This window comes from Geodermatophilus sp. SYSU D00815 (genome assembly GCF_054050035.1).
In genome coordinates, this window is the sequence record NZ_JBJGYO010000004.1 from 14,153 (window position 1) to 39,254 (window position 25,102).

The following is a 25,102-nucleotide window of genomic DNA, read 5'->3' on the forward strand; positions in this document are numbered from 1 at the left end:
GCGGCGGGCGCCGCCCGCCCGGACGGCTGGTAGGGGGGATCAGTCCTTGTCGACGACGGTGAGGCCGACGGTGTCGAAGGAGGCGATCAGCGGGTTGTCGCCCAGGTCGCAGACGATCGTGGTCGTCGTGATGGTGCAGTTGTAGGGCGAGGTGCCGACCTGCGTCGTGCCCTGCTTGAGGGTCAGGCGGGCGACGCGGTTGGAGTTGTCCTGGTCGGTCGTGAAGGTGACGACGTCGAGTCGGCTCGCGTCGGCCGTGACGTGCGTGAAGTCGATGTCGTTGACCGTGGTGCCCGACACCGTGCTCTCGCCGTAGCCGGCGACGCTGGCGCTGAGCGAGTTGCCGGCGGTGAAGGCCGATCCGACCGCGGTGGCGGCGGCGATGCCGGCGCCGGCGAGCAGCAGCTTGGACGTGCGCATCGTGGTGGTTCCCTTCCGTGGGATGTCGCGCACGGCTCGTCCGGGGCCTGTCCCCGGCCGGGAGGTGCCTGCGCGTCGGTGTTGACACCGCGTCATCGGCACGGGGCGCGTGTGGCTTGAGTGACCACAGGGAGTTCTGTTCCGGATCGAGGGCGTACGCGACACGCCGGGCCGCACGCCGCCGGTTTGGTCCCTGCGTCACGCCGGGTAGGCGCAGGTCTCGATCGGAAGCCGACCGATGGGTTGTCTCGTGCCTGAGAAGAGAGACAACGGGGGGATAGTCAGCGCGGTCCGGAACGCGCTGGAGCAGTTCGCCGGGCTCACGCAGCTGGAGCCGGTGGCGGCCACGGGTGTGCGCCGCGAGCAGGACGGCTGGTCCGTGCTCGTCGACGTCGTCGAGCTTGAGCGCATCCCGTCCACCACCAGCGTCATGGCGACGTACCGGGTCGACCTGGACGGCAACGGCGACCTGTGCGGCTACGAGCGGCTGCGCCGCTTCGTCCGAGGGTCGGTGGACCAGTCATGAGCGAACCCGCGCTGCGCCGCGCCGGCGGGATCGGCTCGGGCGCCCTCGGCCGGCAGCCCGACTCGCTCGCCGACGTCCTCGAGCGCGTGCTCGACAAGGGGATCGTCATCGCCGGCGACATCGTGGTGAACGTCCTCGACATCGAGCTGCTCACCCTCAAGCTGCGGCTGTTCGTCTCCTCCGCCGAGACCGCCCGCGAGATGGGCATGGACTGGTGGAGCCGGGACCCGTTCTTCTCGGGCCGGCCCGCGGTGGACGAGCCGGACGAGGAGACCCGCGCCCTGCGCGAGCGCGTCGCCCAGCTCGAGGAGCTCGTCCGGCGGGCCGGGCTCGACGGCGGGGAGCAGCGGGAGATCTCACCGGACGGGCAGCGGTCATGAGCGAGGAGCTCGAGCGGCTCGCGCGCGCCGCCGCCCCCGAGGTGCTGGCCGCGGCGCTGGAGCGCGCCCGGGAGCAGGCCGTGGCCCGGTTGGCCGACCTGCTCACCGACGCGATCGTCGCCCAGGCCCTGGCCGGCCCGGTGCCGGCGGCCGCGCCGGAGCCGGCGCCGGCACCACCGCGCGCACCCGAGCCGCGTGCGCCCGAAGCGGCCGCGGGGCCCGAGCCGGTGACCGCGCCGGAGCCGGCGGCGGCCGGTGGTGATGCCCTCTACGCCTACGGCATCACCCTCGCCGCGCTGCCCCTGCCGGCCGCGGCGCCCGCGCTCACCGGGGCGCCGCTCGAGCGGGTCGCCGACGACGACCTCGCGCTGCTGGTCAGCCGGGTGACCCCCGACCAGCTGCGCGTCGACGAGGACGACCTGTCCGAGAGCGGCCGGCTGGCCACCCTGGCCCGCGGCCACGACGCCGTCGTCCGCGCCGCCGCCGGCGTGGGACCGGTGCTGCCGCTGCGCTTCGGCACCGTGGTGCCCGACGAGACCGCCGCCCGGCGGTTGCTCGCCGAGCACGGCGCCGCCGCCCGCGCGCAGCTGGCAAGGATCGGCGACACCCGGGAGTGGGGGGTCAAGCTGGTCCGCCGGCTCGACGCCGAGCCGGTGCCGGCCGGGCCGCGGCCGGCCGACCGCGTCGGGGTCTCCGGCACCGAGTACCTGGCCCGTCGCCGGCAGGCGCTGCGCCGGCACGACGAGACGGAGGCCGCCGCCGAGCAGGCCGCCGAACTGCTGGAGGAGACGCTGCGCCCGCACGTCGCCGAGTCGCTGCGCCGCGGCGGCGCCCCCGGCTCCTCCCTGCTGCTGGACCTCGCCTTCCTCGTCCCGCCCGAGGCCGAGACCGCGTTCCTCGCGGCCGCCGGCGAGCTGCGGGAACGGCTGGAGCCCGACGGCCTGGAGGTCGAGGTGAGCGGGCCGTGGCCGCCGTACTCCTTCGCCGCGCTGGAGGCCGGCGGTGCGTGAGCAGCCCGGCATCCTCGGCGGCGACTCCGGTGGCACGAGCCTCGTGGAGCTGCTGGACCGCGTCGTGCACCGCGGCGCCTACGTCAGCGGGGACGTGACCATCTGCCTGGCCGGCATCGACCTCGTCCGCCTGGACCTGCGGCTGCTGCTCACCGCCGTCGCCGACTCCGCCGGGGAGGTGCGGTCGTGAGCGCGCCGCGCAGCACCCGGCTCTCCGGCAGCGGCGAGGACGTCGGCCGCAGCCTCGGCCGGCTCGTGGTGACCCTGCTCGAGGCGGTCCGCCAGGTGGTGGAGCGCCAGGCGCTGCGCCGGGTGGAGGCCGGTGGCCTCTCCGACGAGCAGGTGGAGCGCCTGGGGCAGGCCCTCATGCAGCTGGAGGACACCTTCGACGAACTGATCGAGCACTTCGGCGTCGTCCCGAACGACCTGTACCTGCCGCTCGACCTGGCAAGCCTCGCTCGCTCAGGAACCGCCCGCACCGCCGATCCGATGAGGAGAACCCCATGACCATGGCCAGCAGCGTCAACCGCGCTCCCCGGCCCAGCAGCCTGGCCGACGTCCTCGACGTCGTCCTCGACAAGGGCATCGTCATCGACGCCTACGTGCGCGTGGCCCTGGTCGGCATCGAGCTGCTGACGATCGACGCCCGCATCGTCATCGCCAGCGTCGACACCTACCTGCGCTTCGCCGAGGCGGTCAACCGGCTCGACCTGCAGCCGTCGGAGCAGGTCGCCGGCCTGCCCGGCCTGATGCGGGAGCTGTCGGAGGGCGGCTCCAAGGCCAAGACCCGCGGCGCGCTCTCGGGCGCCGGCGAGAAGGCGCGGGAGGTCATCGGGTCGCTCACCGGGCGCGGCGACGAGGACGAGGACGACGACCGCGGCAACGGCGGCCGGCGCGAGGAGCGCGGGGTCCCGGCGTCGCGGCGCGCGCCCTCGCGGGGCTGACCGTGCTGCTCGTCCACGGGCTGCTGCGCGAGCACGACCGGGAGGTGCTCGAGCGGGTGGAGACCGGCTCGGTGCGCCCGCGGCTGGTCGCGGCCGGTGGGCTCGCGGCGGCGGTCTCGGAGGCGCCGGAGTCGGGGCTCACCGCCGACGACGCGGTCGCCCACCTGGACCTGCTCGTCGCGCTGGCCGCCGACGTCCCGGTGCTGCCGCTGCCGCTGGGCACCACCGCGCCGGACGACGACGCCGTCCGCGAGGAGGTGCTCACCCCCGCGGCCGACCAGCTGGAGCACCAGCTGGCCGCGGTCGCCGACCTGGTGGAGCTGCGCCTGGACCTCGATTTCGACACGGACGCCGTCGTCGCCGACATCGCGCGCGGGGATCCCGAGATCGGGCGGCTGGCCGCCCGCAGCCGGGTGCCCGGCGCCGGCCTCGCCGACCGGATGGCCCTGGGCGAGGCGGTGGCCGCCCGGGTGGCCGACGCCCAGGAGGCGCTGACCGCGGAGTGGACCGCGGAGCTCGCCGGCATCGCCGAGCGCTCCGCCCTCCTCGCCGCCGACGAGCAGGTGCGGCGCACGGCGTGGTGCGTGCGCCGCGAGCGCCTCGCCGACGCCGACGCGGCGGTCGCGCGGCTGCGCGAGGCGGCCGCCGGCCTGGCGGAGGTGGAGTACGTGGGCCCGCTGCCGGTCTACAGCTTCCTGGACGACCTGCCCTCCGGACCCGAGCCCGAGCCGCGCTCGAGATGGGGGTGGTGAGCAGCCACACCGTCGGCACGGGGGCCGACGTCGACACGGGGACACGGACGTACCCGACTCCAGAGGAGGAGCGCAGTGACCGAAACCCCCACCCCGAACCCGGGGATGCTGAAGCTCGGCGGCGTGGCCCTGGCCGCGTACCTGCTGGGCCGCATGAAGAAGGGCAAGGCGGCCGTCGGCCTGGCCATGTGGGCCGCCGGCGTGAAGATGGACCCGAAGCAGCTGCTCCGCGAGGGGCTGCTGAGCATCGCTAACTCGGCCGAGGGCAAGGAGCTGGTCACCCAGCTGCGCGGGCCGCTGATCCAGGCCGGCAAGAAGGCCGCCGGCGCCACCATCGAGGGGCAGGTGGCCGCCCTCACCTCGGCGCTGGAGAAGCGGACCGCCGCGCTGACCGCGGGCGTCCAGCAGGCGACCGAGGCCGCGCAGAAGGCGGCCGACAGCGCCAAGGAAGCGGCCGACACCGCCCAGGAGGTCGCCGGGGAGGCCGGCAAGAGCGCCCAGGGCGCAGCCGGTGAGGCGGGCAAGAAGGCGTCGTCGCTGTCCGGCGGCGTCGGCAAGGTGACCGGCCTGCTCGGCCGCAGGAAGGGCAAGGCGCAGCAGGAGGACGAGCCGCAGGAGGACCAGGCGCAGGAGGAGGCCCAGGGCCAGGACTCCGGAGAGGCGGACGAGGAGTCGGCGCGGGCCGAGGACGACACCTTCGAGAGCGAGGCCGAGGAGCCCCAGGGCGAGACGGCCGAGGCCGACGAGGGCGAGACCGACGAGGGCGAGACCGCCGAGGCCGACGAGGCCGAGGGGGACGAGACCGAGGAGGAGCCCGAGGCCGACGAGGCCGAGGCCGAGGAGGGCGAGACCGCCGAGGCCGAGGACTACGAGGACGAGGGCGAGGACTACGAGGACGAGGAGCCCGAGTCCGACACCGACGAGGCCGAGTCCGACACCGACGAGGCCGACACCGACGAGGCCGACACCGACGAGGCCGACACCGACGAGGGCGACACCGGCACCACCGAGGTCGAGGAGGACGAGGCCGCGGAGGGCGAGACGGCCGAGGCCGACGAGGGCGACACGGCCCAGGCCGACCAGGCGGAGGAGGAAGCCGGAGGCGACGAGGCCGAGGGCGACGATGACCAGGGCGAGCGCGCCGAGGCCCCGCCGCGCACGGCTCCGCCGAAGAAGGCCCCGCCGAAGAAGGCCGCCAAGAAGACCGCACCTCGGAAGTCCGAGCCGCGGGCCGGCGGCGGGCAGGGCCAGCAACCGCGCAAGCGCGTCCCTGACCCGACGGCCGTCCCGGCCCCCACCAAGCGCGCGGCGCCGGCTGGGCGCGCCCCCCGTCGTTCCGTCCAGGAAGGAGCCCGCTGATGACCAGCAGCGGTGAGCAGGACCAGGAGCAGCAGCAGCAGCACGGTGGCGGTCTCGTCGGCGGGGCCGTGTCCCGGCTCGGCGAAGCGGCCAAGGACTACGCCAAGGCGCGGGGGCAGGACGCCGCGAAGAAGGTCGGCGAGAAGCTGAGCGGTGTCACCGGCTCGCTGAACGACACGGCCGACGGCGGCGGCTTCAAGGCCGCTGCCGCCGGCACGGCCGTGCAACGGCTCGTCTCGGGCGAGAGCCCGGTCAAGGCGGCGGTCGGCGGCATCGGCGCCGGCATCAAGGAGAAGGTGTCCGGCCTCTTCGGTCGCAAGAAGAGCGGCGGGAGCGGCAACAAGAAGTTCATGAACATCGTCGAGGACATCTCCGTCGGTGTCCCGGTGAACGTCGCCTACGACCAGTGGACGCAGTTCCAGGAGTTCGCCAGCTTCATGAAGGGCGTCGACTCGGTCGACCAGACCGACGACGTCAACAGCAACTGGCGGGTCAAGGTCGCCAAGTCGCGGCGCAACTGGAAGGCCACGGTCACCGAGCAGATCCCCGACCGGAAGATCGCCTGGAGCACCGAGGGCGCCAAGGGGACGACCAAGGGCGTCGTCACCTTCCACCCGCTGGCCGACGACCTCACCCAGATCCTGCTGGTGATGGAGTACTACCCGCAGGGGCTGTTCGAGAAGACCGGCAACATCTGGCGGGCCCAGGGCCGCCGCGCCCGGCTGGACCTCAAGCACTTCCGCCGCTTCATCATGATGCGCGGCGAGGCCACCGGGAGCTGGCGCGGCGAGATCCGCGACGGCGAGGTCGTCCGCGGTCCCGACGAGGAAGAGGGGCAGGAGCAGGAGCCCCGCGCGCTCGAGGGCAGCGACCGCCAGGCCGGCGACGGGCGGGTCGACGAGGACTACGAGGAGTACGAGGAGGAAGGCGGCGAGGAGCCCGAGGAAGGCGGCGAGGAGCCCGAAGAGGCACCCGAGGAGCAGGAAGAGGAGCCGGAACCCGCCGGCGCCCGGTGAGGAGGAGCTGACCCATGTCGCAGACCGACGCCGACATCCTGTCGCCGGAGGCCGAGTTCGAGCGGACGCTCACCGTGCGTGAGCAGGTGCTCGACCTGCTGCTCGAGAAGGTGGAGAACGACCGCTACCCGTCGTCGGCGATGCTCGACGACATCGAGCGGCTGCTCACGCCGTGGCGGCGGCAGGACTACGCCGACATCCTGATGGACAAGATCCGCAAGGACCGGTACCCCAGCCGCCACCTGATCGAGCGGGCGATCCGCCTGTCGAGCTGACCGCGGGGGGCGGGACCGGGGGCGTGGGTCAGGAACCCGCGTCCCCGGTCTCGACCGTCAGGTAGCGGGGCGGGACGGCGTCGACCAGCCAGACGCCGTTGGCCGACCGGCTGAACAGGTAGCCGGCGTCGGCCATCGCCTCGGCGTCCACGCGGAGCACCACGGGTCGCCCCCGCCGCGCGCCCACGGCGCGGGCGGTGGCCCGGTCGGGGCTCAGGTGGACGGCGTGCCGGCCGCCGGGGCGCAGACCGTCGCGGCGGATCGGGTCCAGGAAGCGCGCCACCGTCCCATGGAACAGCTCGGGCGGTGGCGGCACCGGCTGGTAGCCCAGCTCCACCGCGACGCTGTGGCCCTGGCAGGCCCGGATCCGGGCACCCGGGGAGTCGAGGGCGAACCGCCGCTTGTCGTCGGTGTCCACCACGTGCTTCAGCTCCGCCGGCTCGAGCGGCATGCCGTGCGCCGCCAGGCCCCGCAGCAGCGAGTCGACGTCCACCCAGCCGCCGGCGTCCAGCGTGAGCCCGAGGCTCTCCGGCCGGTGCCGCAGCACGTACGACAAGCGCTTGCTCACCCGGACGACGTCCACCGCGCCCGGGTACCCCGTTCGGCCGCCGGTCAGACGGCCGGCGCCCGTTCCGTCCCCTGCTCGGCGAGCGCCTCGTCGGTCAGCTCGGCGGCGTGGGCGCGCAGCAGCAGCCAGAGGGCCCCGGCGAGGACGAGCAGCCCCGTGCCCGAGACCAGGAAGACCGCGGGCACCCCGAGGAGGCGCGCGACGGCGCCCCCGGTGAGCGCGCCCAGCGGGATCGCGCCCCAGACGACGGTGCGGTACGCGCCCTGCACCCGCCCGAACAGGTGCTCGGGGATGAGCGCCTGCCGCAGCGACATCGTGAGCACGTTCCACACCATCACCCCGACCGCCGACAGCGCGAGCAGCGCCGCGGCGGCGAAGCCGTCGCGCACGACCCCCATCAGGCCGATGGCCACGGCGCTCACGACCGCCCCCGCGGTCAGCGCGCGGGCCCGCCCCAGCCGGCGACCGACCGCGGGCGCGACCAGGCCGCCCAGCAGGGCGCCCACCCCGGCCGCGAGCACGACCAGGCCGAAGCTGCTCTCCGGCAGGAGCAGCACCTCGAGGACGTAGAGCACCAGGACGCCGTCGATCATGCTGTTGGTCAGGCAGGTGGCCCCCGCGAGGAGGGTGAACCCGCGCAGCAGCCGGTGGCGCCAGAGCCAGCGCACCCCCTCGGCGACGTCCGCCCGCACCGAGGCCCGCGCGGCCGGGCGGTCGGGCCGGCGCACCCCCCGGATCGTCAGGACCAGGACGGCGGCGAGGGCGAACCCCGCCGAGTTGACCGCGAAGGGCAGCGCCACCGCGAGCGCGAAGAGCGCCGCGCCGACCGGTGCCCCGATGAACTGCTGGCCGAGCGACTCCTCGGCGGTGAGCAGGCTGTTGGCGCGGTCGAGCCGGCGCCGGTCGACCACCTGCGGCAGCAGGGCCCGGGTCGCGCTGTCGTAGACGGTCTCCGCCGTCCCCAGCAGGAACGCGACGAGGTACAGCGCGAGCACGGACCCCGCGTCGCACGCCACGAGCAGCGCCAGCACGCCGAGAGCCACGGCCCGCACGGCGTTGGCGACCGACATGGCGTACCGCCGGTCGACGCGGTCGACGAGCGCGCCACCGAGCAGGGCGAAGAGCAGCCAGGGCAGGAAGGCGAAGGTGGCCAGCCCGGACACCAGGACCGGGTCGCGCGTGTAGGAGGCGGCCAGCAGCGGCAGCGCCGTCCGCCCGATGCCGTCGGCGAGGTTGGACGTCGCGCTGCTGGCGAACAGCCGCCAGAACCGGGAGCCGAGGGCGGTCACGACGGCTCCGCCTCGGCGGCGGGGAAGACGGCGTACTGGACGTCGACCCGGCACGCCCCCGGGCCCGGCGGCAGCTCGCGGTACCGGTCGACGACGGCCTTGAGCTCGTCGGCCAGCGCGCGGGTCTGCCCCGGGTCGAGGGTCAGCGTGCCGTCCATGTCGCTGGAGGCCCGCTGCCACTCCTCCGGCCAGGTGGTCGCGGTGGCGAACCAGTGGGCGAGGCGGCGGCTCCGGCTGGTCTGGAATTCCCGCAGGAGGAAGGTCGCGGCCTCGCGCGTGCCCTCGTCCTGCAGGAACCCGGTGCCGCTGATGTGGATCTCGTCGACCGCCATCCGCCAGGCGCGACGGCGCCGGCCGACCGCGCGGGGCCCCGGCTCCTCGGCGTCGGACTCCTCCACGAAGCCGTGCCGGGCGAGCTGGCGCAGGTGGTAGCTGACGGCCGCCGTCGTCTCCCCCAGCTCCTCGGCCAGGCTCGTCACGCTCACCCGCTCGCGCAGCTCGAGCACGCGGAGGATCTGCACCCGCAGGGGGTGCGCCAGCGCCTTCAGCGCGGGGGCGTCGAGCTCTTTGCGGCGGACCGGCACGCCACCACCCTAGTTTCCCAAGATGGTTTTGCAAACGTCTCTCGGGAAATCATGGCCGTCGGCGAGCCGGCGCTCCGTGCACGGCCGGGCGGCGCGCCCGCCGTGTCGCGTGCGCGGAGCGCCTTCCCGGCCGAGCGGCCGCCCGGGTCAGCGGGAGTAGTACTCCACCACCAGCTGCTCCTCGCAGACCACCGGGACCTCCTCGCGGGACGGCGTCCGCTCCACCCGGCAGACCAGGTCGGACAGGGAGACCGTGAGGTAGGCCGGTGGGGTCGCGTGCGCGCCGGAGGCGGCGACGACGAACGGCTCCTTGACGCGCGACCTCTCCGCGATCTGCACGAAGTCGCCGGGGCGCAGCCGGTAGGAGGGGCGGTCGACGCGCCGGCCGTTGACCAGGACGTGCCGGTGGGTGACGAACTGCCGCGCCTGGTAGATGGTGCGCGCGAAGCCGGCGCGCAGCACGGTCGCGTCGAGGCGCGACTCGAGGTCCTGGATCAGCGCCTCGCCGGTCTTGCCGCCGGTGCGGCGGGCGCGGTCGAAGGCGCGCCGGAGCTGGGTCTCGCTGACGTCGTACTGCGCGCGCAGCCGCTGCTTCTCCAGCAGCCGGGTCGAGTAGTCGCTGGGGGTGCGCCGCTTGCGGCCGTGCACGCCCGGCGGGTACGGGCGCCGCTCGAAGTACTGCACGGCCTTCGGGGTGAGCGGGAGGCCCAGCCTGCGACTGAGCCGGATCTTCGGGCGAGGGGTGTTCACTGGACCTCCGTCTTTGGTAAGGCTTACCTTAGTTCCACTCTACGACCCCGCCGAGGTGATCGCGATGCCCCTTCCCCACCGCAGCGAGCCGACCCTGCACGAGGCCACGGCCGCCGAGCGGGCGCGCACGATCGCCTGCCGCGGGACCGCGTACGTGCACGTCCCCGGCATGGGCAGCAGCCGGCTGCTGGCGGCCACGACGACGGCCGACGGCGAGGTGCTCCTCGTCGTCCCCCGGGACGGCGGGCTGGTGACGGCCGTGCGCAGCTCCCCGCTGGGGGACCTGCCGGTGCGGGTGACCGTCACCGACCGCGCCGCGCTGCCCCTGCGCAACCCGGTGCGCGGCCGGCTGGAGATGGTCGGCTGGCTCGCCCCGGTCGCCGCCGACGAGGAGCTCGACCTCGCGCTGGCGTTCGCCGAGGCGTGCCCCGACGACGTGCTGCTCGACGTCGGCCTGACCGCCACGCTGCTGCGCCTCGACGTGGCGGAGATCCAGCTGGAGGAGGCCGGGGTCAGCGCAGGCGTCGAGCCGGAGGCCTACGCCGGGGCCCGGCCCGACCCGCTGGACGCCGACGAGCTGCTCCGCGAGCACGCCGCGGACCTGGGCGTCCTCTGCGGCAGGGTCCGGCTGTGGGCGGGCGCCGACGACCGCGTGCACGTGCTGGCCGTCGACCGGTTCGGCGTCCTCTTCCGGGTCGAGTGCCCGGCCAGCTGCTACGACGCCCGCATCCCGTTCCCGGCGCCGGTGGCGGACCGGGACGACGTCGGCCCGGCGCTCACCGCCCTGCTGGCCTGCTGCTGAGCCGCGCCGCGCGCGATCAGGCGGCGGTGCGGGCCTCGGCGGCGAGGGCGGCCAGCGCCTTCTCGAAGCACTCCTGCGGCGGCTGCACCAGCCCCGCGCCGACCTGGCCGGTGCCGGCCACCCGCCCGGCCATGCCGGTGTTGATCTGCGGCAGCCAGCCGGTGCGGGCCACCTTGAGCACGTCGATGCCGGCGGGGGCGCCGCGGAAGCCGAGGATCGGGATCGCCATCGCCGGGTTCTCGGCCAGCGCCACCTGGTACATGCGCTCGGTGGTGGCCAGGGCGTCGGGCACCGTCCCGCCGACGAACCGCACGATCGCCGGGGCCGCGGCCATGGCGAACCCGCCGACGCCGTAGGTCTCCATGATCGCGGAGTCGCCGATGTCGGGGTTGGCGTCCTCGGGGCCGTAGTCGCCGAGGAAGAGGCCGACCGGGGTCTGCGCGGGGCCGGTGAACCAGCGGTCGCCGGTGCCGGCGGTCTGGACGCCGAACTCGGTGCCGTTGCGGGCCATGACGGTGACCATCGTCGAGCCGGGGATCCCGCGGGCGGCGTCCATGGCCAGCTTCGCCGTCGGCATGCCGAGGTTGAGGAAGAAGTGCTCGTTGCCGCCGGCGAACCTCAGCACGGCGGCGATGTCCGACGACGGCGCGTCGACCGCCACGATCAGCGGCGAGAGGTCGCGCAGCGCCATCAGCGACCCGGCCCGGTTGCGGTTGTGGGCCTCGTCGCCCATCTGCAGCATCTGGGCGACGATCGCCTTGACGTCGATCGGCTCGGCGCCGGCGTCGAGCGCGCCGCGCACCGCCTTCGACAGCACCGGCCCCAGCACGTCGCGCATCCAGGCCAGCCGGGTGAGCACCTCCTCGCCGTAGGCCCCCATCCGCAGCACCTTGCCGAGGCCCTCGTTGAGGTTGCAGAACGCCTCGCCGCCGTTGACCGGGTCGGCCAGGCACCACATCCACATCGACGGGCTGGTCACCCCGGCCATGGGCCCGACCGCGCGGTGGTGGTGGCAGGGGTCGAGGGTGATCTCGCCGGCGGCGAGGATCCGCTCGGCCTCCTCGACGGTGTCGGCCCAGCCCTCGAACAGGCAGGCGCCGACGAGCGCCCCGCGCAGCGGCCCCGAGGCGTCGGCCCACTCGATCGGCGGCCCGGCGTGCAGCAGCGTCCGGTCGGGCAGGCCCAGCGCCTCGCGCGCCGGCCGGACGTCGACCAGCTGCGAGCCGGCGGCCAGCACCCGCTCGACGGCGGTGCGGTTGGCCGCGGCGCGGCGGGCGTCGAGGGCCAGCGCGGCGAGGTCGGCGGGGTCGCCGAAGGCCGGGGGGCGCCAGTCGACGTCGTGCACGTCGGCGCCCTGGGCGCGCAGCGCGTCGGAGAAGACGTCGACGCCGGCGGCGACGATCGCGGGGGGTGCGGCCAGCAGGTCCCGAAGGCTCATCGCGCGGCTCCCAGCAGGTCGAGCGCACACCGGGTGGCCTGCGCGTTGGAGGCGAAGACGGCGGCGCCGGCCGCGGCGAGGGCGTCGGCCTGCCGGCTCCAGCCCTGCGGGTCGGCCTCGGTGCCGATCAGCGCGACCACCACCGGCAGCGTGCGCGCGGCCCGGGCCGCGGTGAGCGCGGGCACGAGCGCGGCCGCCGGGTCGGGGTCGGCGCCGTACCCGAGGACGACGTCGAGCAGCAGCACGGCCGGCTCGCCCTCCTCGGCCAGGGCGGCGATCGCCTCCAGGCGCAGGGTGGGGTCGATCATCGGGTGCGCGCGGCCGACGGTCAGCGCGTCGTCCCCGAAGTCGACGACGACGTGGCCGCGGACGGACAGGTCCGCCCCGAGGTCGAGCTCGGGCCGCAGCGGGATGTTGGACCGGATGTCGCCGAGCACGGGCGCGGCGAGCAGCATCGCCTCGTCGGCCAGCGTGCCGCCGGAGTAGAGGCCCTTGAGCACGGCGCCGGGCACCGGCGCCTCGACCGGGCCCGGCCGCGACGGCCACACCGGCACGTCGTGGCCCATGTCGGCCAGCAGCGCCTCGACGGCGGCGGTGAGGTCGGGCGTCTCCGGCGAGAGGACGGCGGAGCGCACCGGCACCGACAGCCCGTCGGCCGCGCGCTGCACCGCCTCGGCCACCGCCGGCGCCGGCGGCTTGGAGACCAGCAGCACCCGCTCGGTGGCGGGGTCGGCGTCGAGGGCGGCGAGCGCGTCGAGGGTGGCCCGGCCGCCGACCTCCGCCCTGAGGTCGCGGCCGCCGACGCCGAGCACGTGCGAGACCCCGACGCCGGCCATGTCGAGCAGGCAGGAGACCTGCTGGGCGCCGGTGCCGCTGGCGGCGACCAGGCCGACCGGCCCGCGGCGGACGACGTTGGCGAAGCCGAGCGCGACGCCGGAGACGATCGCGGTGCCGCAGTCGGGCCCCATGACCAGCACGCCGGCGTCGTGCGCGGCCTCCTTGAGCAGGACCTCGTGCTCGACGGGGACTCCGTCGGAGAAGACGAGCACGCTGCGGCCGGCGGCGATGGCGTCGGCGGCCTCGGCCACCGCGTACTGCCCGGGGACGCTGATGATCGCCAGGGTCTCGCCGGGGACCTCGGCCAGGCCGGCGCCGATGGTGCGCAGCGGGACGGTGGCGGCGCTCGTGCCGGTGCGCTCGCGCTCGGCGAGGGCGGCGTCGACGGCGGCCGTCGCGGCGGCGAGCGCGTCGTCGTCGGCCGCCCTGATCGCGACGAGCAGCTGCTCGGGCGATGCCTCCTGCGCCGGCGCCAGGCCCATGTTGGCGGCGAGCTCGAGGTTCAGCGGGGTGGCCATGGCGACCAGGACGGCGGTGACGCCGTCGATCGCGCCGACGTCCCGGCTGACCTGCATGAGCCGCACCGAGTCGGCGTAGACGCCGGAACGGAGCGTGACGGAGCGGACGCCTTCGGAGACGTCGGTCGGTGTGGCAGCCACCTGCACGACCGTACCCACCGATGTCTCAGCGGTGAAGTATCGGAACGGGGCCGCAATAACGATTTAGCACTGAGGTACTTCCGTCGGCGGCGTGCACGGTGTCACAGTTCTCCGGCCCGGTGTGGCAACGCCTGTTGACCGATACCGGATCGGGTCGTAAGTGCACGTCGAGGAGGCACTCATGGCGTTCAGTTGGAAGCTCTACGGGGACGGCAAGACCCCGCCGCTGGGCGAAGCGGTCGCCCCGGACGAGCGGCTCTCGTGGCCGCGCACGGTCGGCATCGGTGCTCAGCACGTGGTCGCCATGTTCGGCGCCACGTTCGTCTTCCCGATCGTCATGGGGCTGGACCCGAACCTGGCGATCCTGATGAGCGGCGTCGCGACGATCATCTTCCTGCTGATCGTCAACGGGAAGGTGCCGAGCTACCTGGGTACCAGCGCCTCCTTCGTCGGTGGCGTGGTGGCGGTCCGGGCGCAGGGTGGTGACGACGCCGACGTCGTCGGCGCGATCCTGGTCTCCGGTGCGGTGCTCGCCCTGGTGGGTGTGCTGATCCACTTCGCCGGCGTCCGGTTCCTGCACGCGGTCCTGCCGCCTGCCGTCACCGGCGCGGTCGTGCTGCTGATCGGGTTCAACCTCGCCCCGGTCGTGGCCGGCATCTACTGGCCGCAGGACCAGTGGGTGGCGCTCGCGGTGATGGCCTTCGTGATCGTCTGCGCGCTCGCCCTGCGCGGCTTCTGGGCCCGCATCTCCATCCTGCTCGGCCTGGTCTTCGGCTACCTGCTGTCGATCCTGCTCGACGTCACCGCGGGCCCCATCACCGCGCCCGACGGCACCGGCGAGGTCAGCACGCACGACCGGATCAACTTCGACGCGGTCGCCGACGCGAGCTGGTTCGGCGCGCCCGATTTGACCGCGCCCAGCTTCTCGCTCAACTTCAGCCTGCTCGTGCTGCCGGCGATCATCGCCCTGATCGCGGAGAACGCCGGTCACGTGAAGGCCGTGGCCGAGATGACCAAGCGCGACCTCGACCCGTACATGGGCCGGGCGATCGCCGCCGACGGTGTCGCCACCGTCGTCGCCAGCGCGGTCGGCGGCTCCCCGACCACCACCTACGCCGAGAACATCGGCGTCATGGCCGCCACCCGCGTCTACTCGACGGCCGCCTACTACGTGGCCGCGCTCGTGGCGATCCTGCTCGGCTTCATCCCGAAGTTCGGCGCGCTGATCAACATCGTCCCCGGTGGCGTGCTCGGCGGCATCACCGTGGTGCTCTACGGGATGATCGGGTTGCTCGGCGCCAAGATCTGGAAGGAGAACCGGGTCGACTTCGCCAACCCGATCAACCTCGTGCCGCTCGCGGCGGGCATCATCATCGCCATCGGCAACGTCACCCTCGAGTTCACCGACACGTTCTCGCTGAGCGGCATCGCCCTCGGCACGATCGTCGCGGTGCTCGGCTGGCACGTCGCCCGCGCGGTGGCGCCGGCCGACATGAAGGCCGCGCTGCTGGCCGAGCGGGCCGGCGTCGAGGGCCCGTACCAGGGTGCGCCCGAGTTCGAGGACCCGTACGCCGGTGGCGCCGACCCGTCGTCCGTGGACGAGGTCGGCCGCCCCGGCACCCCCCGCACCAACCGATAGGAGCACGCGCCACCCGTGAAACCGGCACCGTTCCGCTACGCCGACCCCGGCACCCTCGACGAGGCCCTCGCGGTCCTCGAGTCCGAGGGTGCGGGCGCCAAGGTGCTGGCCGGTGGTCAGTCGCTGCTGCCGCTGCTGTCGATGCGGCTGGCGGCGCCGACGACCCTGGTCGACATCAACCGGGTGCCCGGCCTCGACGCCGTCGAGGCCACCGGGGACGGCGTGCGGGTCGGTGCGCTCGTGCGCCACGGGGCGCTGCTCCGCGACGCCGCCGCCGCCCGGGTCCAGCCGCTGCTGGCCCGGGCGACGGCGAACGTCGCCCACCCCGCGATCCGCAACCGCGGGACGACGGTCGGCTCCATCGCGCACGCCGACCCCTCCGGCGAGATGACCTCCGTCCTCGCCCTGACCGGCGGCTCGGTCACCGTCGCGACGCCGTCCGGGATCTCGACCGTGCCGTGGCAGGAGCTGTTCGTCGGCCCGCTGGAGACCTCGGTGCACGGCCCCGCCGTCGTCACCTCCGCCTTCTTCCCGGCGCTGCCGGAGCGCTCGGGCACCGCGTTCGCCGAGGTGGCCCGCCGCAGAGGCGACTACGCCGTCTGCGGCGCCGGCGTCGTCGTCACGCTCGACGCCGACCGCCGGGTGTCCGCCGCCCGGGCGTCCTACATCTCGGTCGGCCTGGTGCCCGAGGTGCACGACCTCACCGAGGCCGTGGCCGGGACGCCGGTCGACACCGCCGCCTGGGGCGCCGCCGCCAAGCTGGCGCAGAGCCTGGTCGAGCCCGACACCGATCTCCACGCCAGCGCCGACTACCGGCGCCTGCTGGTCGGCGTGCTGACCGAACGCACACTCGCCTCCGCCGCCGCGGAGGCCGCTGGGAGGGCCGCATGACCGCCTCGGTCGACACCGAGCGGACGGTCACGCTGACCGTCAACGGGGTCCGGCACGAGGTCGCCGTGCCGGTGCGCCGGCTGCTGTCCGACGCGCTGCGCCACGACCTCGGCCTCACCGGCACGCACGTCGGCTGCGAGCACGGCGTCTGCGGCGCCTGCACCGTGCTGGTCGACGGGGCGCCGGTGCGCTCGTGCCTCATGCTCGCCGTGCAGGCCGAGGGGCACGAGGTGCAGACCGTCGAGGGGCTGGCCCGCGACGACGGGCAGGGCGGGCAGGTGCTGCACCCGGTCCAGGAGGCCTTCCGCGAGTGCCACGCCCTGCAGTGCGGCTTCTGCACCCCGGGCTTCCTCATGACGATCGCGGCCGGGCTCGAGGACCGCGACCGGACGGCGGAGATCACCGAGGAGGAGGTCGACGAGATCGTCGGCGGCAACCTCTGCCGGTGCACCGGCTACGCCAACATCAAGAAGGCCGTGCGGCACGCCGCCGCCGCGATGAAGGACCCGGCGTGACGACGAAGCTGTTCGGCGAGCCGGTCCGCCGCCGCGAGGACGCCCGCCTGATCACCGGCCGGGGCCGCTACCTGGACGACATCGGCCACTCCGCGCTGGCCGCCGCCTTCGTGCGCAGCCCGCACGCGCACGCCCGGGTCGTCGACGTCGACGTCGACGCGGCGCTGGACGTCGAGGGCCTGGTGGCGATCTACACCTACGAGGACCTCAACGGCCCGATGGCCGAGCCGCTGCCGGTGCTCATCCCGCACCCGCAGCTGCACGCCCCGCGCACCGGCTACCCGCTGGCCAACGGGGTGGTGCACCACGTCGGCGAGCCGGTGGCGATGGTGGTGGCCACCGACCGGTACCTGGCCGAGGACGCCGCCGAGAAGATCGTCGTCACCTACGAGGAGCTGCCGGTCGTCGTCGGGGTGGACGCCGCCCGCGAGGCGCGGGCCACCGTGCACGCCGACGTGCCGGACAACGTGGCCGCCGTCCACCACCAGGAGACCGGTGACGTCGAGGCGGCGCTGGCCGCGTCGCCGCACACGCTCTCCTTCACCCAGTACATCGAGCGCAGCGCCTGCACGCCGATGGAGGGCAAGGGCGTGCACGCGCGGTGGGACGCCGACGACCGGTCGCTGCGCGTCTACTCCAGCACCCAGGCGGCGACGTCGGTGCGCGCGGCGATCGCGGCCAAGCTGGAGCTGTCGCTGGACAAGGTCGAGGTGATCGCGCCCGACGTCGGTGGCGGCTTCGGCGTGAAGATCGTGCACCCGTGGCCCGAGGAGCTGCTGGTGCCGATGGCCGCGATCGCGCTCGGCCGGGAGGTGAAGTGGACCGAGGACCGCCGGGAGCACTTCATCGGCTCGGCCCACGAGCGCCAGCAGCGGCAGGAGATCACCGCCGGCTACGACGACGAGGGCCGGCTCACCGCGCTCGACGTCCACATCTGGCACGACAACGGCGCGTACACGCCCTACGGGATCATCGTGCCGATCGTGACGGCGACCCAGCTGGTCGGCCCGTACGCGATCCCGACCTACCGGGTGAAGGTCGAGAGCGTCTACACCAACACCGTCATCGTCACGCCGTACCGCGGCGCCGGGCGGCCGCAGGGCTGCTACGCGATGGAGCGGACGATGGACCGCATCGCCGACGCGCTGGGCCTGGACCGGGCCGTGGTGCGGGAGCGGAACCTCATCCAGCCCCACCAGTTCCCCTACGACCACCGGCTGACCTTCCAGGACGGCCGGCCGGTGATCTACGACTCCGGCGACTACCCCGGGCTGCTGGCGAAGCTCAGGGACCTCGTCGGCTGGGACGCGGTCGACGCCCGGCGGGAGGACGCCGCCGCCCGCGGCAAGCTGCTCGGGGTCGGGATGGCGCTCTACGTCGAGGGCACCGGGCCCGGCCCGTACGAGGGCGGGCACGTGCAGGTGCTCGGCAGCGGCAAGGTGCTGGTCTCGACCGGGCTGACCTCGCAGGGCCAGGGGCACGAGACGGTGTTCGCCCAGATCGTCGCCTCCGAGCTCGGGGTGCCGATCGAGGACGTCGAGGTGACCACCGGCGACACGCGGCGCTTCGGCTACGCGGTGGGCACCTTCGCCTCGCGGGCGGCGGTGATGAGCGGCAACGCGATCGCGCTGGCCGCCCGCGGGGTGCGCGAGAAGGCGCTGCGCATCGCGGCCGACGTGCTCGAGGCCGACCCCGGCGACCTGGAGATCAGCGACGGCGTGGTGCAGGTGAAGGGGACGCCGGGCGCCTCGGTGCCGCTGCGCACGGTCGCCGTCCTGTCCAACCCGCTGCGGTACGCCTTCGACGAGGCGGCCAAGCAGGCGACGCAGTTCGCGGTGACGGCGTCCGACGACCGGCCACCGGTGGCCGAGGGCGACGCCCCGGGGCTGGAGCACCGCGACTACTACTCGCCGATCCGGTCGACGTTCGCCTCGGGCGCGCACGCGGCGGTGGTGGAGATCGACCCGGCGACCTGGCAGATCGAGATCGTGGACTACGCCGTGGTGCACGACTGCGGCAACGTGGTGAACCCGATGATCGTCGAGGGCCAGGTGCACGGCGGCGTCGCGCAGGGCGTGGGCGGGGCGCTGTACGAGCGGATGGCCTACGACGCCGACGGGCAGCTGCAGAACGCCTCGTTCATGGACTTCCTCATGCCCTACGCGTCCGAGGTGCCCGACATCGCGATCGACCACCAGCAGACGCCGTCGCCGCTGAACCCGCTCGGGATCAAGGGCGCCGGGGAGGCCGGGGTCATCCCGGGGACCGCGGCGATCGCCTCGGCGATCGAGGACGCGACGGGACGGCGGATCGCCTCGATGCCCATCTCGCCGACCGAGCTGTACGACCTGATGCGCGACGAGAACGCCGAGCTGACCGCTCGGGGAACGGGAGTCCTGGCGTGAACCTCGACGGCTCGGCGGTGCTGCACGCGGACCCGGAGAAGGTGTGGTCGGTGATCACCGACCCGGCGGTGCTCGCGCGGACCATCCCCGGCTGCGAGTCGCTCGAGCAGACCGGCGCGGACGAGTACCGGATGAGCGTCTCGGTCGGCGTGGGCGCGATCCGCGGCACGTACGCCGGCGAGGTGCGGCTGACCGACCAGGACCGGCCGAAGTCCTACGTCATGCACGCCTCCGGCGCCGGCGCGCCGGGCCAGGTGCGGGCCACGGTGCGCATCGGGCTGGAGCCCTCCGACGAGGGGACGACGCTGACCTACTCGGCGGACGCCGTGGTCGGCGGGCCGGTGGCCGGGGTCGGGCAGCGGATGATGACCGGCGTCGCCAAGCGGATGGCCGGCCAGTTCTTCAAGGCGATCGACGACGAGCTCACCGGCCGCGTGGTGCCGATCGCCGCCGCCCCCTCGGCCCGGGTGCCGGCCGAGGCCGAGGTGGGCGCCCCGCCGGCGGCCGCCGCACCGCAGGTCTTCACCGGCCGGGCGGCCGCCGCCGCGCCGGGCGAGACGCAGACGTTCCTGCTCGGCGCCGGCGTCGGCGCCCTGCTGACCGCCTTCGGCGTGGCGATCGGCTACCTGCTCGGCCGTCGCCGTTGACCGTTGTGCGCGCGGCGCCCTCCCCGGTCACGGGACAGGGCACCGCGCGCACACTCAGCTCGCCTCGAGCGCCGGGTAGTCGGTGTAGCCCTCGGCGCCGGAGGCGTAGAACAGGTGCGCCCGCGGCTCGTTCTCGGAGTGCTCGCCCCGCCAGCGCTCGACCAGGTCGGGGTTGGCGATGACCGGCCGGCCCACGGCGACGGCGTCGGCGTGGGCGGCCTCGATCAGCCGGACCGCCTCCTCGCGGGTGGTCACGGTGCCGAAGCCGCTGTTGGCGATCAGCGGGCCGCCCGAGCGCTCGCGCAGCTCCTGCACCAGCTCCCCCGCCGGTTCCACGTGCAACACCGACAGGTACGCCAGCCCCAGCGGCCGCAGCGCGTCGACCAGGGCGCCGTAGGTGGCGCGGACGTCGTCCCGGTCGGTCTCGAGCGCGTCCTGGATGTTGTGCTCGGGCGAGATCCGCAGGCCCACGCGGCCGGGCCCGATCGCCTCGGCCACGGCGGTGACCACCTCGACGACGAACCGCGCCCGGTTCTCGGGGGAACCGCCGTACGCGTCGGTGCGCCGGTTCGACGCCGGCGACAGGAACTCGTGCAGCAGGTAGCCGTTGGCGCCGTGGATCTCGACGCCGTCCAGGCCGGCCTCGACGGCGCGCTCCGCGGCCGCGACGAAGTCCCGCAGCGTGGCCCGCGCCTCCTCGGCGGTGAGCGCGTGCGGGACGGGGTAGCGCTGCTTGCCCTTCTCGGTGTGCCCCTCGCCGTCGATCGCGATCGCGCTCGGGGCGACGACGCGGCGCCCGCCGTTGACGTCGGGGTGGGTGACCCGGCCACCGTGCATCACCTGCACCACGATCCGGCCGCCGCGGGCGTGCACCGCCTCGGCCACCCGCCGCCAGCCGGCGACCTGCTCGTCGGTGACGATGCCGGGCTGGCCGACGAACGCCTGCGACTCGTGGTTCGGGTAGGTGCCCTCGGTGACGATCAGGCCCACCCCCGCGCGCTGCCGGTAGTGCTCGACCAGCAGCTCGTTCGGGACGCCGGAGCTGCCGGCGCGCATGCGGGTGAGCGGCGCCATGACGACGCGGTTGGCGAGCTCGAGGTCGCCGAGGGTCACGGGGCTGAACAGGTCCATGCAGGGGGCAACCGGCCCCGTTGCGGGCCGGATTCCGGAACGGGACCGACTGCGGCGAGGGTCACGCCGGGTCAGGCGGCGGGCGACCGGTCCCGGTTGACCAGGATGGCCAGCTGCGTGCGGGTGCGCACGCCCAGCCGGCGCATCGAGGCGGTCAGGTGGCTCTTGACCGTGGCCAGGCTGAGGAACAGCCGGCCGGCGATCTCCTCGTTGCTCAGCCCCTGCGCCACCAGCTCGGCGACGTCGCGCTGCCGCTCGGTGAGCCGGTCGAGCGCCCGCTCCCCGGCCCCGGCGCCGGACCCGGCCTCGGGCGCGGTCAGGTAGCGCACCAGCCGGCTCGTGGCCGCCGGGTCCAGCGCCGCCTCGTGCCGGGCCAGCGCCCGGACGCCGTCGACCAGCCGCTGCGCGGCCGAGCGGCGGGGCAGGTAGCCGCGGACGCCGGCCTGGAGCACCTCCACCAGCTCCGCATCGGCCTCGTCGCCCTGCTCCGCCAGCACGAGCACCGCGGTGCCGCGCCGGCACAGGTCGCGCAGGAGGGGCAGGGTCGCGCCGCCCACGAGCCCCTGCCGGACGACGACGACCTGCGTGCCGGCGTCGTCGACCGCGGCGAGCGCGCCGGGCAGGTGGGCGGTCTCGGCGACCACCGCCATGTCGGGTTCGGCCTCCAGCACCACGCGCAGGCCGAGGCGGAAGACCTCCTGGTCCTCGCACAGCAGGACGCGGACCAGCGACGTCGGCGGAGGAGCCGCGCCGACCGGCGGGCACGGCGTACCCGCTGCCCGCGGCCGCACCGCGAGAGGAGCTCCGGCCCGCCCGTCGGGGCGCCCGGGGAGCGGGCGCACCGGTCCGGGACCGAACGCGCTGTGGGTCTGGCTCATGTCGATGCCCCCTGCCCGGCTCGAGTGACCTGGGCCGGTACGGCACCACGTGGGCGCCTCGGTTTCGGCACCGGTCAGTTCAGACGGACCATGGAGAACGATAGCGCACAATCGGTCTCTGTACAGCCAATGCTCATGCGGCTGACAGCCGGCCCACAGCCGTGCGGCGGCTCACCGCGCCGCGCTCACCGGACGTGACCGGTCAGCGACCGACGGGGCCGTTCCCGGGGTCCCCCGGGCGGCCACCGCGGTGCACGTGGATGGCCAGCTGGGTGCGGTCGCGCAGCCCGAGCCGGCGCAGCGCCACCGTCACGTGGCCCTTGACCGTCGCGCGGCTCACGCGCAGCCGCTCGGCGATCTCGGCGTTGGTCAACCCCTCGGCGACCAGCTCCGAGACCAGCTGCTGCCGCTCGGTCAGCGGGTTGGCCGGCGGTTGGTCGTCGTCGGGCTCGCCCCGGGCGCCGTCGAGGTGGTGCAGCAGCTCGCCGGTGACGGCGGCGTCGAGGACCGTCTCGCCGCGGGCCACCGCCCGCACGCCGTCGACCAGCCGCTCCGGGCTCGCCGAGGTGTGCACGTAGCCGCGCGCCCCGGCCCGGAGGGCGTCGACGAAGTCGCTGCCGGTGCCGGCCTCGCCGAGGAGGACCACGCGCGTCCCCAGCGCGGTCAGCGCGCGCACGAGGTCCCGGACCACCGGTCCCCGCGCGCCCAGGCCGACCAGCGTGACGTCGGGCTGCAGGGAGCCGGCGAGCGCCAGCGCCTCCTCGGCGTCGGCGGCCTCGGCCACCACGCGCAGGTCGTGCGCCCAGCGCAGGACGGTGCGCAGCCCGTGCCGCAGCACCTCGTGGTCGTCGCAGACGAGGACCCCGACGGGCGCGCCGTCCCCGGTACCCCAGGGGACGCCCCGATCAGGTTCGCCGACCATGCTCGCCAGCTCCCGTCCCGGCCCACCGCCCCCGCTCAGCGACGCCGCACGTCGAAGAACCGGAAGTTAGGCGATGCCCCCACCGGGTCGCCACCGCTTGACGCACGCCGGGGCCGATCCGGCTCACGGTTCATACCCGGGTAGCGGCCCGCCCCCTCCGGATTGGGGGGCGCCCCCGGCTCCCGGAGGCGTCGGCCCCGCTCCGGGAGGGGGTCGCCCCTCCCCGCGACGGTCCCGGGACCCTCCCCGGGTCTAGGGCCGGTGGTCCGTCGTCCGCACCCCGGGGCGCGAGCAGGAACTGGACGCGCGGCCGATGTGGCGGCCGCCCCCGGCTGCCTAGCGTTCGGCGCATCCGATCCCGGCCCTGCCCGACGCTGGAGGCCTCGGTGGACCAGACCATGATCATCGCGAGGATGGCGCCCGAGTCCGCCGACGACGTCGCCGCGATCTTCGGCCGCTACGACGCGACCCCCATGCCGCACGAGATCGGGGTGCGCAGCCGGTCGCTGTACCGGTTCCACAGCCTGTACGTGCACCTCATCGACTTCGACCGGCCGGCGCCCGAGGCCATGCGGATCGCCCAGTCGTTGCCCGCCTTCCGCGCGGTGAGCGACGACCTGCGGCCCTACATCGAGGCCTACGACCCGAACTGGCGCTCCCCGCGGGACGCCATGGCCCAGCGCTTCTACCACTGGACCTCCTCCCCCGAGTGACCGTCGCGGACACGGCTGAGAGGCACGAGATGACGACCACGGCACCGGGGACCGCGCCGACGGCGGCCGACCAGGCGGGCTGGGTCTCCTGCCCGGACTGCGGCTGGCTGCTCTACCGCAAGCGGCTGGAGCGCAACCTCTCCGTCTGCCCCGAGTGCGACCACCACCTGCGCCTCGGCGCCCGGGCGCGCATCGACCTGCTCGCCGACCCCGGCAGCTTCGCCGAGTGCGCGTTCTCCCCCGGTCCGCGCGACCCGCTGGCCTTCACCGACCTGCGCGACTACCCCGAGCGGCTGCAGGACGCCGCCCGCCGGTCCGGGGAGTCCGAGGCGGTCGTCGTCGGGACGGCGGCCATCGGCGGCGCCGACGTCGTCCTCGCCGTCATGGACTTCTCCTTCCTCGGCGGCAGCATGGGGATCGAGGTGGGCCGGCGGGTCAGCGGCGCGGCCGACCTGGCCCTGGAGCGCCGGCTGCCGCTGGTCACCGTGTGCGCGAGCGGCGGCGCCCGCATGCAGGAGGGCGTCTTCTCGCTGTTCCAGATGGCGCGGGCCAGCGCCGCCTTCGCCCGGCTCCGCGAGGCCGGCCTGCTCTCGGTCTGCGTGCTCACCGACCCGACGTACGGCGGGGTGTCCGCCTCGTTCGCCACGCTCGCCTCGGTGCTGGTCGGCGAGCGCGGCGCGCACGTCGGCTTCGCCGGGCCGCGGGTGGTGCAGGAGACGATCCGCGCCGAGCTGCCCGCCGACTTCCAGACGGCGGAGTTCCTGCTGGCGCACGGCCTGGTCGACCGGGTGGAGAGCCGCGCCGAGCTGCGCCCCCTGCTCGCCCGGCTCGTCGCCCTGCACCGCCGTCCGGCCGCGAGCCACCCGGTCCGCCCCGCCGCCGGCCGGGCGCAGCCGCCGGGGGCCCTGCTCGACGTCGACCCCTGGGAGGTCGTGCAGCGGGCGCGGGTGACCGACCGGCCGACGACGCTGGACCACCTGCACGCGGCCTTCGACGACTTCGTCGAGCTGCACGGCGACCGGGCCTTCGCCGACGACCCCGCGGTCGTGGGCGGGGTGGCCTCGATCGGCGGGCGCAACGTCGTCGTCATCGGCCACGAGAAGGGCCACTCCGTGCGGGAGCGCGTCGCCCGCAACTTCGGCATGCCGCACCCCGAGGGGTACCGCAAGGCGCTGCGGCTGCTCGACCACGCCGAGACGTTCGGCCTGCCGGTGGTCACCCTCGTCGACACCCCCGGCGCGCACCCCGGCCCGGAGGCCGAGGAGCGCGGGCAGTCCCACGCGATCGCCGAGATCATCCAGCGCAGCAGCCGGCTGCGCGTGCCGATCGTCGCGGTGATCACCGGGGAGGGCGGCAGCGGCGGCGCGCTCGCGCTGTGCACCTCCGACCGGCTGCTCGTGCTCCAGAACGCCTACCTGTCGGTGATCAGCCCCGAGGGGTGCGCGGCGATCCTCTGGCGCAGCGCCTCGGCGGCGCCCACCGCCGCCCGCGCCATGCGGCTCGGCGCCGCCCACCTGTACGGCACCGGCATCGCCACCTCCGTCGTCCCCGAGCCGGAGGGCGGCGCGCACACCGACCCGGACGCCGCCTCGCAGGCACTGCGCGAGGCGCTGGTCCGCGAACTCGAGGACCTCGCGCGGCTCGGCACCGACGAGCTGGTGGAGGCCCGCGCCCGGAGGTTGTCCCGGATCGGTGGGGACGACGGCCTCTTCCTCCGGCCCCTGCAGCCCGTCGTCCCGCAGAGGAGCTGAC

The 25,102-nt window shown here is 74.8% G+C and carries 28 protein-coding genes; 18 read left to right on the plus strand and 10 right to left on the minus strand.

Going from position 1 to position 25,102, the window contains the following annotated elements; all coding sequences use genetic code 11:
• Nucleotides 1-39: 39 nt before the first annotated feature.
• The gene (locus tag ACI78S_RS06080; protein WP_456971334.1) at nt 40-420 is read right to left on the minus strand and encodes a hypothetical protein; all 381 of its coding nucleotides are present in this window, start codon (nt 418-420) and stop codon (nt 40-42) included.
• A 250-nt stretch (nt 421-670) separates the two neighbouring features.
• Here ACI78S_RS06080 and ACI78S_RS06085 point away from each other — a divergent pair, with 250 nt between their 5' ends.
• From ACI78S_RS06085 to ACI78S_RS06130, 10 genes are all read left to right on the plus strand, one after another.
• Complete coding sequence (locus tag ACI78S_RS06085; RefSeq protein ID WP_456971335.1) at nt 671-946, plus strand: gas vesicle protein GvpO; 276 nt, start codon at nt 671-673, stop codon at nt 944-946.
• Nucleotides 943-1,326, plus strand: a complete 384-nt coding sequence (locus ACI78S_RS06090) for a gas vesicle protein (RefSeq protein WP_456971336.1) — start codon at nt 943-945, stop codon at nt 1,324-1,326. Before ACI78S_RS06085 ends, ACI78S_RS06090 begins: the two co-directional genes overlap by 4 nt.
• Nucleotides 1,323-2,336 (plus strand): GvpL/GvpF family gas vesicle protein, encoded by a 1,014-nt coding sequence (locus ACI78S_RS06095; RefSeq protein ID WP_456971337.1) that lies wholly within the window; start codon nt 1,323-1,325, stop codon nt 2,334-2,336. Before ACI78S_RS06090 ends, ACI78S_RS06095 begins: the two co-directional genes overlap by 4 nt.
• Nucleotides 2,329-2,526: a gas vesicle protein GvpJ gene (gvpJ, locus tag ACI78S_RS06100; protein ID WP_456541758.1), complete on the plus strand. Its 198-nt coding sequence runs from the start codon at nt 2,329-2,331 to the stop codon at nt 2,524-2,526. The genes ACI78S_RS06095 and gvpJ overlap by 8 nt, the downstream gene beginning before the upstream one ends.
• Nucleotides 2,523-2,843: a gas vesicle protein K gene (locus tag ACI78S_RS06105; RefSeq protein ID WP_456971338.1), complete on the plus strand. Its 321-nt coding sequence runs from the start codon at nt 2,523-2,525 to the stop codon at nt 2,841-2,843. Before gvpJ ends, ACI78S_RS06105 begins: the two co-directional genes overlap by 4 nt.
• Nucleotides 2,840-3,280: a gas vesicle structural protein GvpA gene (locus tag ACI78S_RS06110; RefSeq protein WP_456971339.1), complete on the plus strand. Its 441-nt coding sequence runs from the start codon at nt 2,840-2,842 to the stop codon at nt 3,278-3,280. Before ACI78S_RS06105 ends, ACI78S_RS06110 begins: the two co-directional genes overlap by 4 nt.
• Nucleotides 3,281-3,282: 2 nt before the next feature.
• Nucleotides 3,283-4,032, plus strand: coding sequence for a GvpL/GvpF family gas vesicle protein (locus ACI78S_RS06115; RefSeq protein WP_456971340.1), 750 nt, complete (start codon nt 3,283-3,285; stop codon nt 4,030-4,032).
• A 75-nt stretch (nt 4,033-4,107) separates the two neighbouring features.
• Nucleotides 4,108-5,391 carry a hypothetical protein gene (locus tag ACI78S_RS06120; RefSeq protein WP_456971341.1) on the plus strand — a complete coding sequence of 428 codons (1,284 nt, stop codon included), beginning with the start codon at nt 4,108-4,110 and terminating at the stop codon, nt 5,389-5,391.
• On the plus strand, nt 5,391-6,407 hold the full coding sequence (locus tag ACI78S_RS06125; protein WP_456971342.1) for an SRPBCC family protein: 1,017 nt from the start codon (nt 5,391-5,393) through the stop codon (nt 6,405-6,407). Before ACI78S_RS06120 ends, ACI78S_RS06125 begins: the two co-directional genes overlap by 1 nt.
• 14 nt (nt 6,408-6,421) lie before the next feature.
• Nucleotides 6,422-6,682, plus strand: coding sequence for a hypothetical protein (locus ACI78S_RS06130; protein WP_456971343.1), 261 nt, complete (start codon nt 6,422-6,424; stop codon nt 6,680-6,682).
• 28 nt (nt 6,683-6,710) lie between these two features.
• Here ACI78S_RS06130 and ACI78S_RS06135 read toward each other — a convergent pair whose 3' ends face one another.
• The 4 genes from ACI78S_RS06135 to rpsD all read right to left on the minus strand — a co-directional run bounded on the left by ACI78S_RS06135 (nt 6,711) and on the right by rpsD (nt 9,873).
• Nucleotides 6,711-7,265 (minus strand): RNA 2'-phosphotransferase, encoded by a 555-nt coding sequence (locus ACI78S_RS06135; protein ID WP_456971344.1) that lies wholly within the window; start codon nt 7,263-7,265, stop codon nt 6,711-6,713.
• Between the two features lie 29 nt (nt 7,266-7,294).
• Nucleotides 7,295-8,539 (minus strand): MFS transporter, encoded by a 1,245-nt coding sequence (locus ACI78S_RS06140; protein ID WP_456971345.1) that lies wholly within the window; start codon nt 8,537-8,539, stop codon nt 7,295-7,297.
• A complete protein-coding gene (locus ACI78S_RS06145) occupies nt 8,536-9,123 on the minus strand; it encodes an ArsR/SmtB family transcription factor (protein WP_456971346.1) in 588 nt (195 codons plus the stop codon). Before ACI78S_RS06145 ends, ACI78S_RS06140 begins: the two co-directional genes overlap by 4 nt.
• Before the next feature lie 147 nt (nt 9,124-9,270).
• Nucleotides 9,271-9,873: a 30S ribosomal protein S4 gene (rpsD, locus tag ACI78S_RS06150; RefSeq protein ID WP_456971347.1), complete on the minus strand. Its 603-nt coding sequence runs from the start codon at nt 9,871-9,873 to the stop codon at nt 9,271-9,273.
• Between the two features lie 64 nt (nt 9,874-9,937).
• Here rpsD and ACI78S_RS06155 point away from each other — a divergent pair, with 64 nt between their 5' ends.
• On the plus strand, nt 9,938-10,675 hold the full coding sequence (locus ACI78S_RS06155; protein ID WP_456971348.1) for a DUF2470 domain-containing protein: 738 nt from the start codon (nt 9,938-9,940) through the stop codon (nt 10,673-10,675).
• A gap of 16 nt (nt 10,676-10,691) precedes the next feature.
• Here ACI78S_RS06155 and ACI78S_RS06160 read toward each other — a convergent pair whose 3' ends face one another.
• Together ACI78S_RS06160 and ACI78S_RS06165 are read right to left on the minus strand one after the other, a co-directional pair.
• Entirely contained in the window at nt 10,692-12,113 is a 1,422-nt protein-coding gene (locus tag ACI78S_RS06160; RefSeq protein WP_456971349.1) for a DUF1116 domain-containing protein, read from the minus strand.
• Entirely contained in the window at nt 12,110-13,609 is a 1,500-nt protein-coding gene (locus tag ACI78S_RS06165) for an FdrA family protein (protein ID WP_456971350.1), read from the minus strand. The genes ACI78S_RS06160 and ACI78S_RS06165 overlap by 4 nt, the downstream gene beginning before the upstream one ends.
• 181 nt (nt 13,610-13,790) lie before the next feature.
• On the opposite strand from ACI78S_RS06165, the gene ACI78S_RS06170 reads away from it, so the two are divergent.
• From ACI78S_RS06170 to ACI78S_RS06190, 5 genes are read left to right on the plus strand one after another with little or no spacing between them, the layout of a single operon-like run.
• Nucleotides 13,791-15,248: a uracil-xanthine permease family protein gene (locus ACI78S_RS06170; protein WP_456971351.1), complete on the plus strand. Its 1,458-nt coding sequence runs from the start codon at nt 13,791-13,793 to the stop codon at nt 15,246-15,248.
• A gap of 15 nt (nt 15,249-15,263) precedes the next feature.
• Nucleotides 15,264-16,139 carry an FAD binding domain-containing protein gene (locus ACI78S_RS06175; RefSeq protein WP_456971352.1) on the plus strand — a complete coding sequence of 292 codons (876 nt, stop codon included), beginning with the start codon at nt 15,264-15,266 and terminating at the stop codon, nt 16,137-16,139.
• A complete protein-coding gene (locus tag ACI78S_RS06180) occupies nt 16,136-16,654 on the plus strand; it encodes a (2Fe-2S)-binding protein (protein ID WP_456971353.1) in 519 nt (172 codons plus the stop codon). Before ACI78S_RS06175 ends, ACI78S_RS06180 begins: the two co-directional genes overlap by 4 nt.
• Nucleotides 16,651-19,059 carry an aerobic carbon-monoxide dehydrogenase large subunit gene (gene cutA / locus ACI78S_RS06185; RefSeq protein WP_456971354.1) on the plus strand — a complete coding sequence of 803 codons (2,409 nt, stop codon included), beginning with the start codon at nt 16,651-16,653 and terminating at the stop codon, nt 19,057-19,059. Before ACI78S_RS06180 ends, cutA begins: the two co-directional genes overlap by 4 nt.
• Complete coding sequence (locus ACI78S_RS06190; RefSeq protein ID WP_456971355.1) at nt 19,056-19,706, plus strand: SRPBCC family protein; 651 nt, start codon at nt 19,056-19,058, stop codon at nt 19,704-19,706. Before cutA ends, ACI78S_RS06190 begins: the two co-directional genes overlap by 4 nt.
• Nucleotides 19,707-19,760: 54 nt before the next feature.
• Here the strand turns inward: ACI78S_RS06190 and ACI78S_RS06195 are convergent, their stop codons facing one another.
• From ACI78S_RS06195 to ACI78S_RS06205, 3 genes are all read right to left on the minus strand, one after another.
• Entirely contained in the window at nt 19,761-20,837 is a 1,077-nt protein-coding gene (locus tag ACI78S_RS06195; protein WP_456971356.1) for an alkene reductase, read from the minus strand.
• Nucleotides 20,838-20,908: 71 nt separating this feature from the next.
• On the minus strand, nt 20,909-21,628 hold the full coding sequence (locus tag ACI78S_RS06200) for a LuxR C-terminal-related transcriptional regulator (RefSeq protein ID WP_456971357.1): 720 nt from the start codon (nt 21,626-21,628) through the stop codon (nt 20,909-20,911).
• Nucleotides 21,629-21,917: 289 nt separating this feature from the next.
• The gene (locus ACI78S_RS06205) at nt 21,918-22,637 is read right to left on the minus strand and encodes a LuxR C-terminal-related transcriptional regulator (RefSeq protein ID WP_456971358.1); all 720 of its coding nucleotides are present in this window, start codon (nt 22,635-22,637) and stop codon (nt 21,918-21,920) included.
• Nucleotides 22,638-23,023: 386 nt separating this feature from the next.
• Here ACI78S_RS06205 and ACI78S_RS06210 point away from each other — a divergent pair, with 386 nt between their 5' ends.
• The gene (locus ACI78S_RS06210) at nt 23,024-23,350 is read left to right on the plus strand and encodes a TcmI family type II polyketide cyclase (protein WP_456971359.1); all 327 of its coding nucleotides are present in this window, start codon (nt 23,024-23,026) and stop codon (nt 23,348-23,350) included.
• 29 nt (nt 23,351-23,379) lie between these two features.
• Nucleotides 23,380-25,101: an acetyl-CoA carboxylase carboxyltransferase subunit alpha gene (locus ACI78S_RS06215; RefSeq protein WP_456971360.1), complete on the plus strand. Its 1,722-nt coding sequence runs from the start codon at nt 23,380-23,382 to the stop codon at nt 25,099-25,101.
• Nucleotide 25,102 lies beyond the last annotated feature (1 nt).

Excerpts from the sequence above, each read along its gene's own strand:
- ACI78S_RS06080 (WP_456971334.1), bottom strand. The coding sequence starts at position 420 with ATGCGCACGTCCAAGCTGCTGCTCGCCGGCGCCGGCATCGCCGCCGCC.
- ACI78S_RS06090 (WP_456971336.1), top strand. The coding sequence starts at position 943 with ATGAGCGAACCCGCGCTGCGCCGCGCCGGCGGGATCGGCTCGGGCGCC.
- ACI78S_RS06095 (WP_456971337.1), top strand. The coding sequence starts at position 1,323 with ATGAGCGAGGAGCTCGAGCGGCTCGCGCGCGCCGCCGCCCCCGAGGTG.
- ACI78S_RS06110 (WP_456971339.1), top strand. The coding sequence starts at position 2,840 with ATGACCATGGCCAGCAGCGTCAACCGCGCTCCCCGGCCCAGCAGCCTG.
- ACI78S_RS06125 (WP_456971342.1), top strand. The coding sequence starts at position 5,391 with ATGACCAGCAGCGGTGAGCAGGACCAGGAGCAGCAGCAGCAGCACGGT.
- ACI78S_RS06130 (WP_456971343.1), top strand. The coding sequence starts at position 6,422 with ATGTCGCAGACCGACGCCGACATCCTGTCGCCGGAGGCCGAGTTCGAG.
- ACI78S_RS06155 (WP_456971348.1), top strand. The coding sequence starts at position 9,938 with ATGCCCCTTCCCCACCGCAGCGAGCCGACCCTGCACGAGGCCACGGCC.
- ACI78S_RS06160 (WP_456971349.1), bottom strand. The coding sequence starts at position 12,113 with ATGAGCCTTCGGGACCTGCTGGCCGCACCCCCCGCGATCGTCGCCGCC.
- ACI78S_RS06170 (WP_456971351.1), top strand. The coding sequence starts at position 13,791 with ATGGCGTTCAGTTGGAAGCTCTACGGGGACGGCAAGACCCCGCCGCTG.
- ACI78S_RS06180 (WP_456971353.1), top strand. The coding sequence starts at position 16,136 with ATGACCGCCTCGGTCGACACCGAGCGGACGGTCACGCTGACCGTCAAC.
- ACI78S_RS06195 (WP_456971356.1), bottom strand. The coding sequence starts at position 20,837 with ATGGACCTGTTCAGCCCCGTGACCCTCGGCGACCTCGAGCTCGCCAAC.
- ACI78S_RS06205 (WP_456971358.1), bottom strand. The coding sequence starts at position 22,637 with ATGGTCGGCGAACCTGATCGGGGCGTCCCCTGGGGTACCGGGGACGGC.
- ACI78S_RS06215 (WP_456971360.1), top strand. The coding sequence starts at position 23,380 with ATGACGACCACGGCACCGGGGACCGCGCCGACGGCGGCCGACCAGGCG.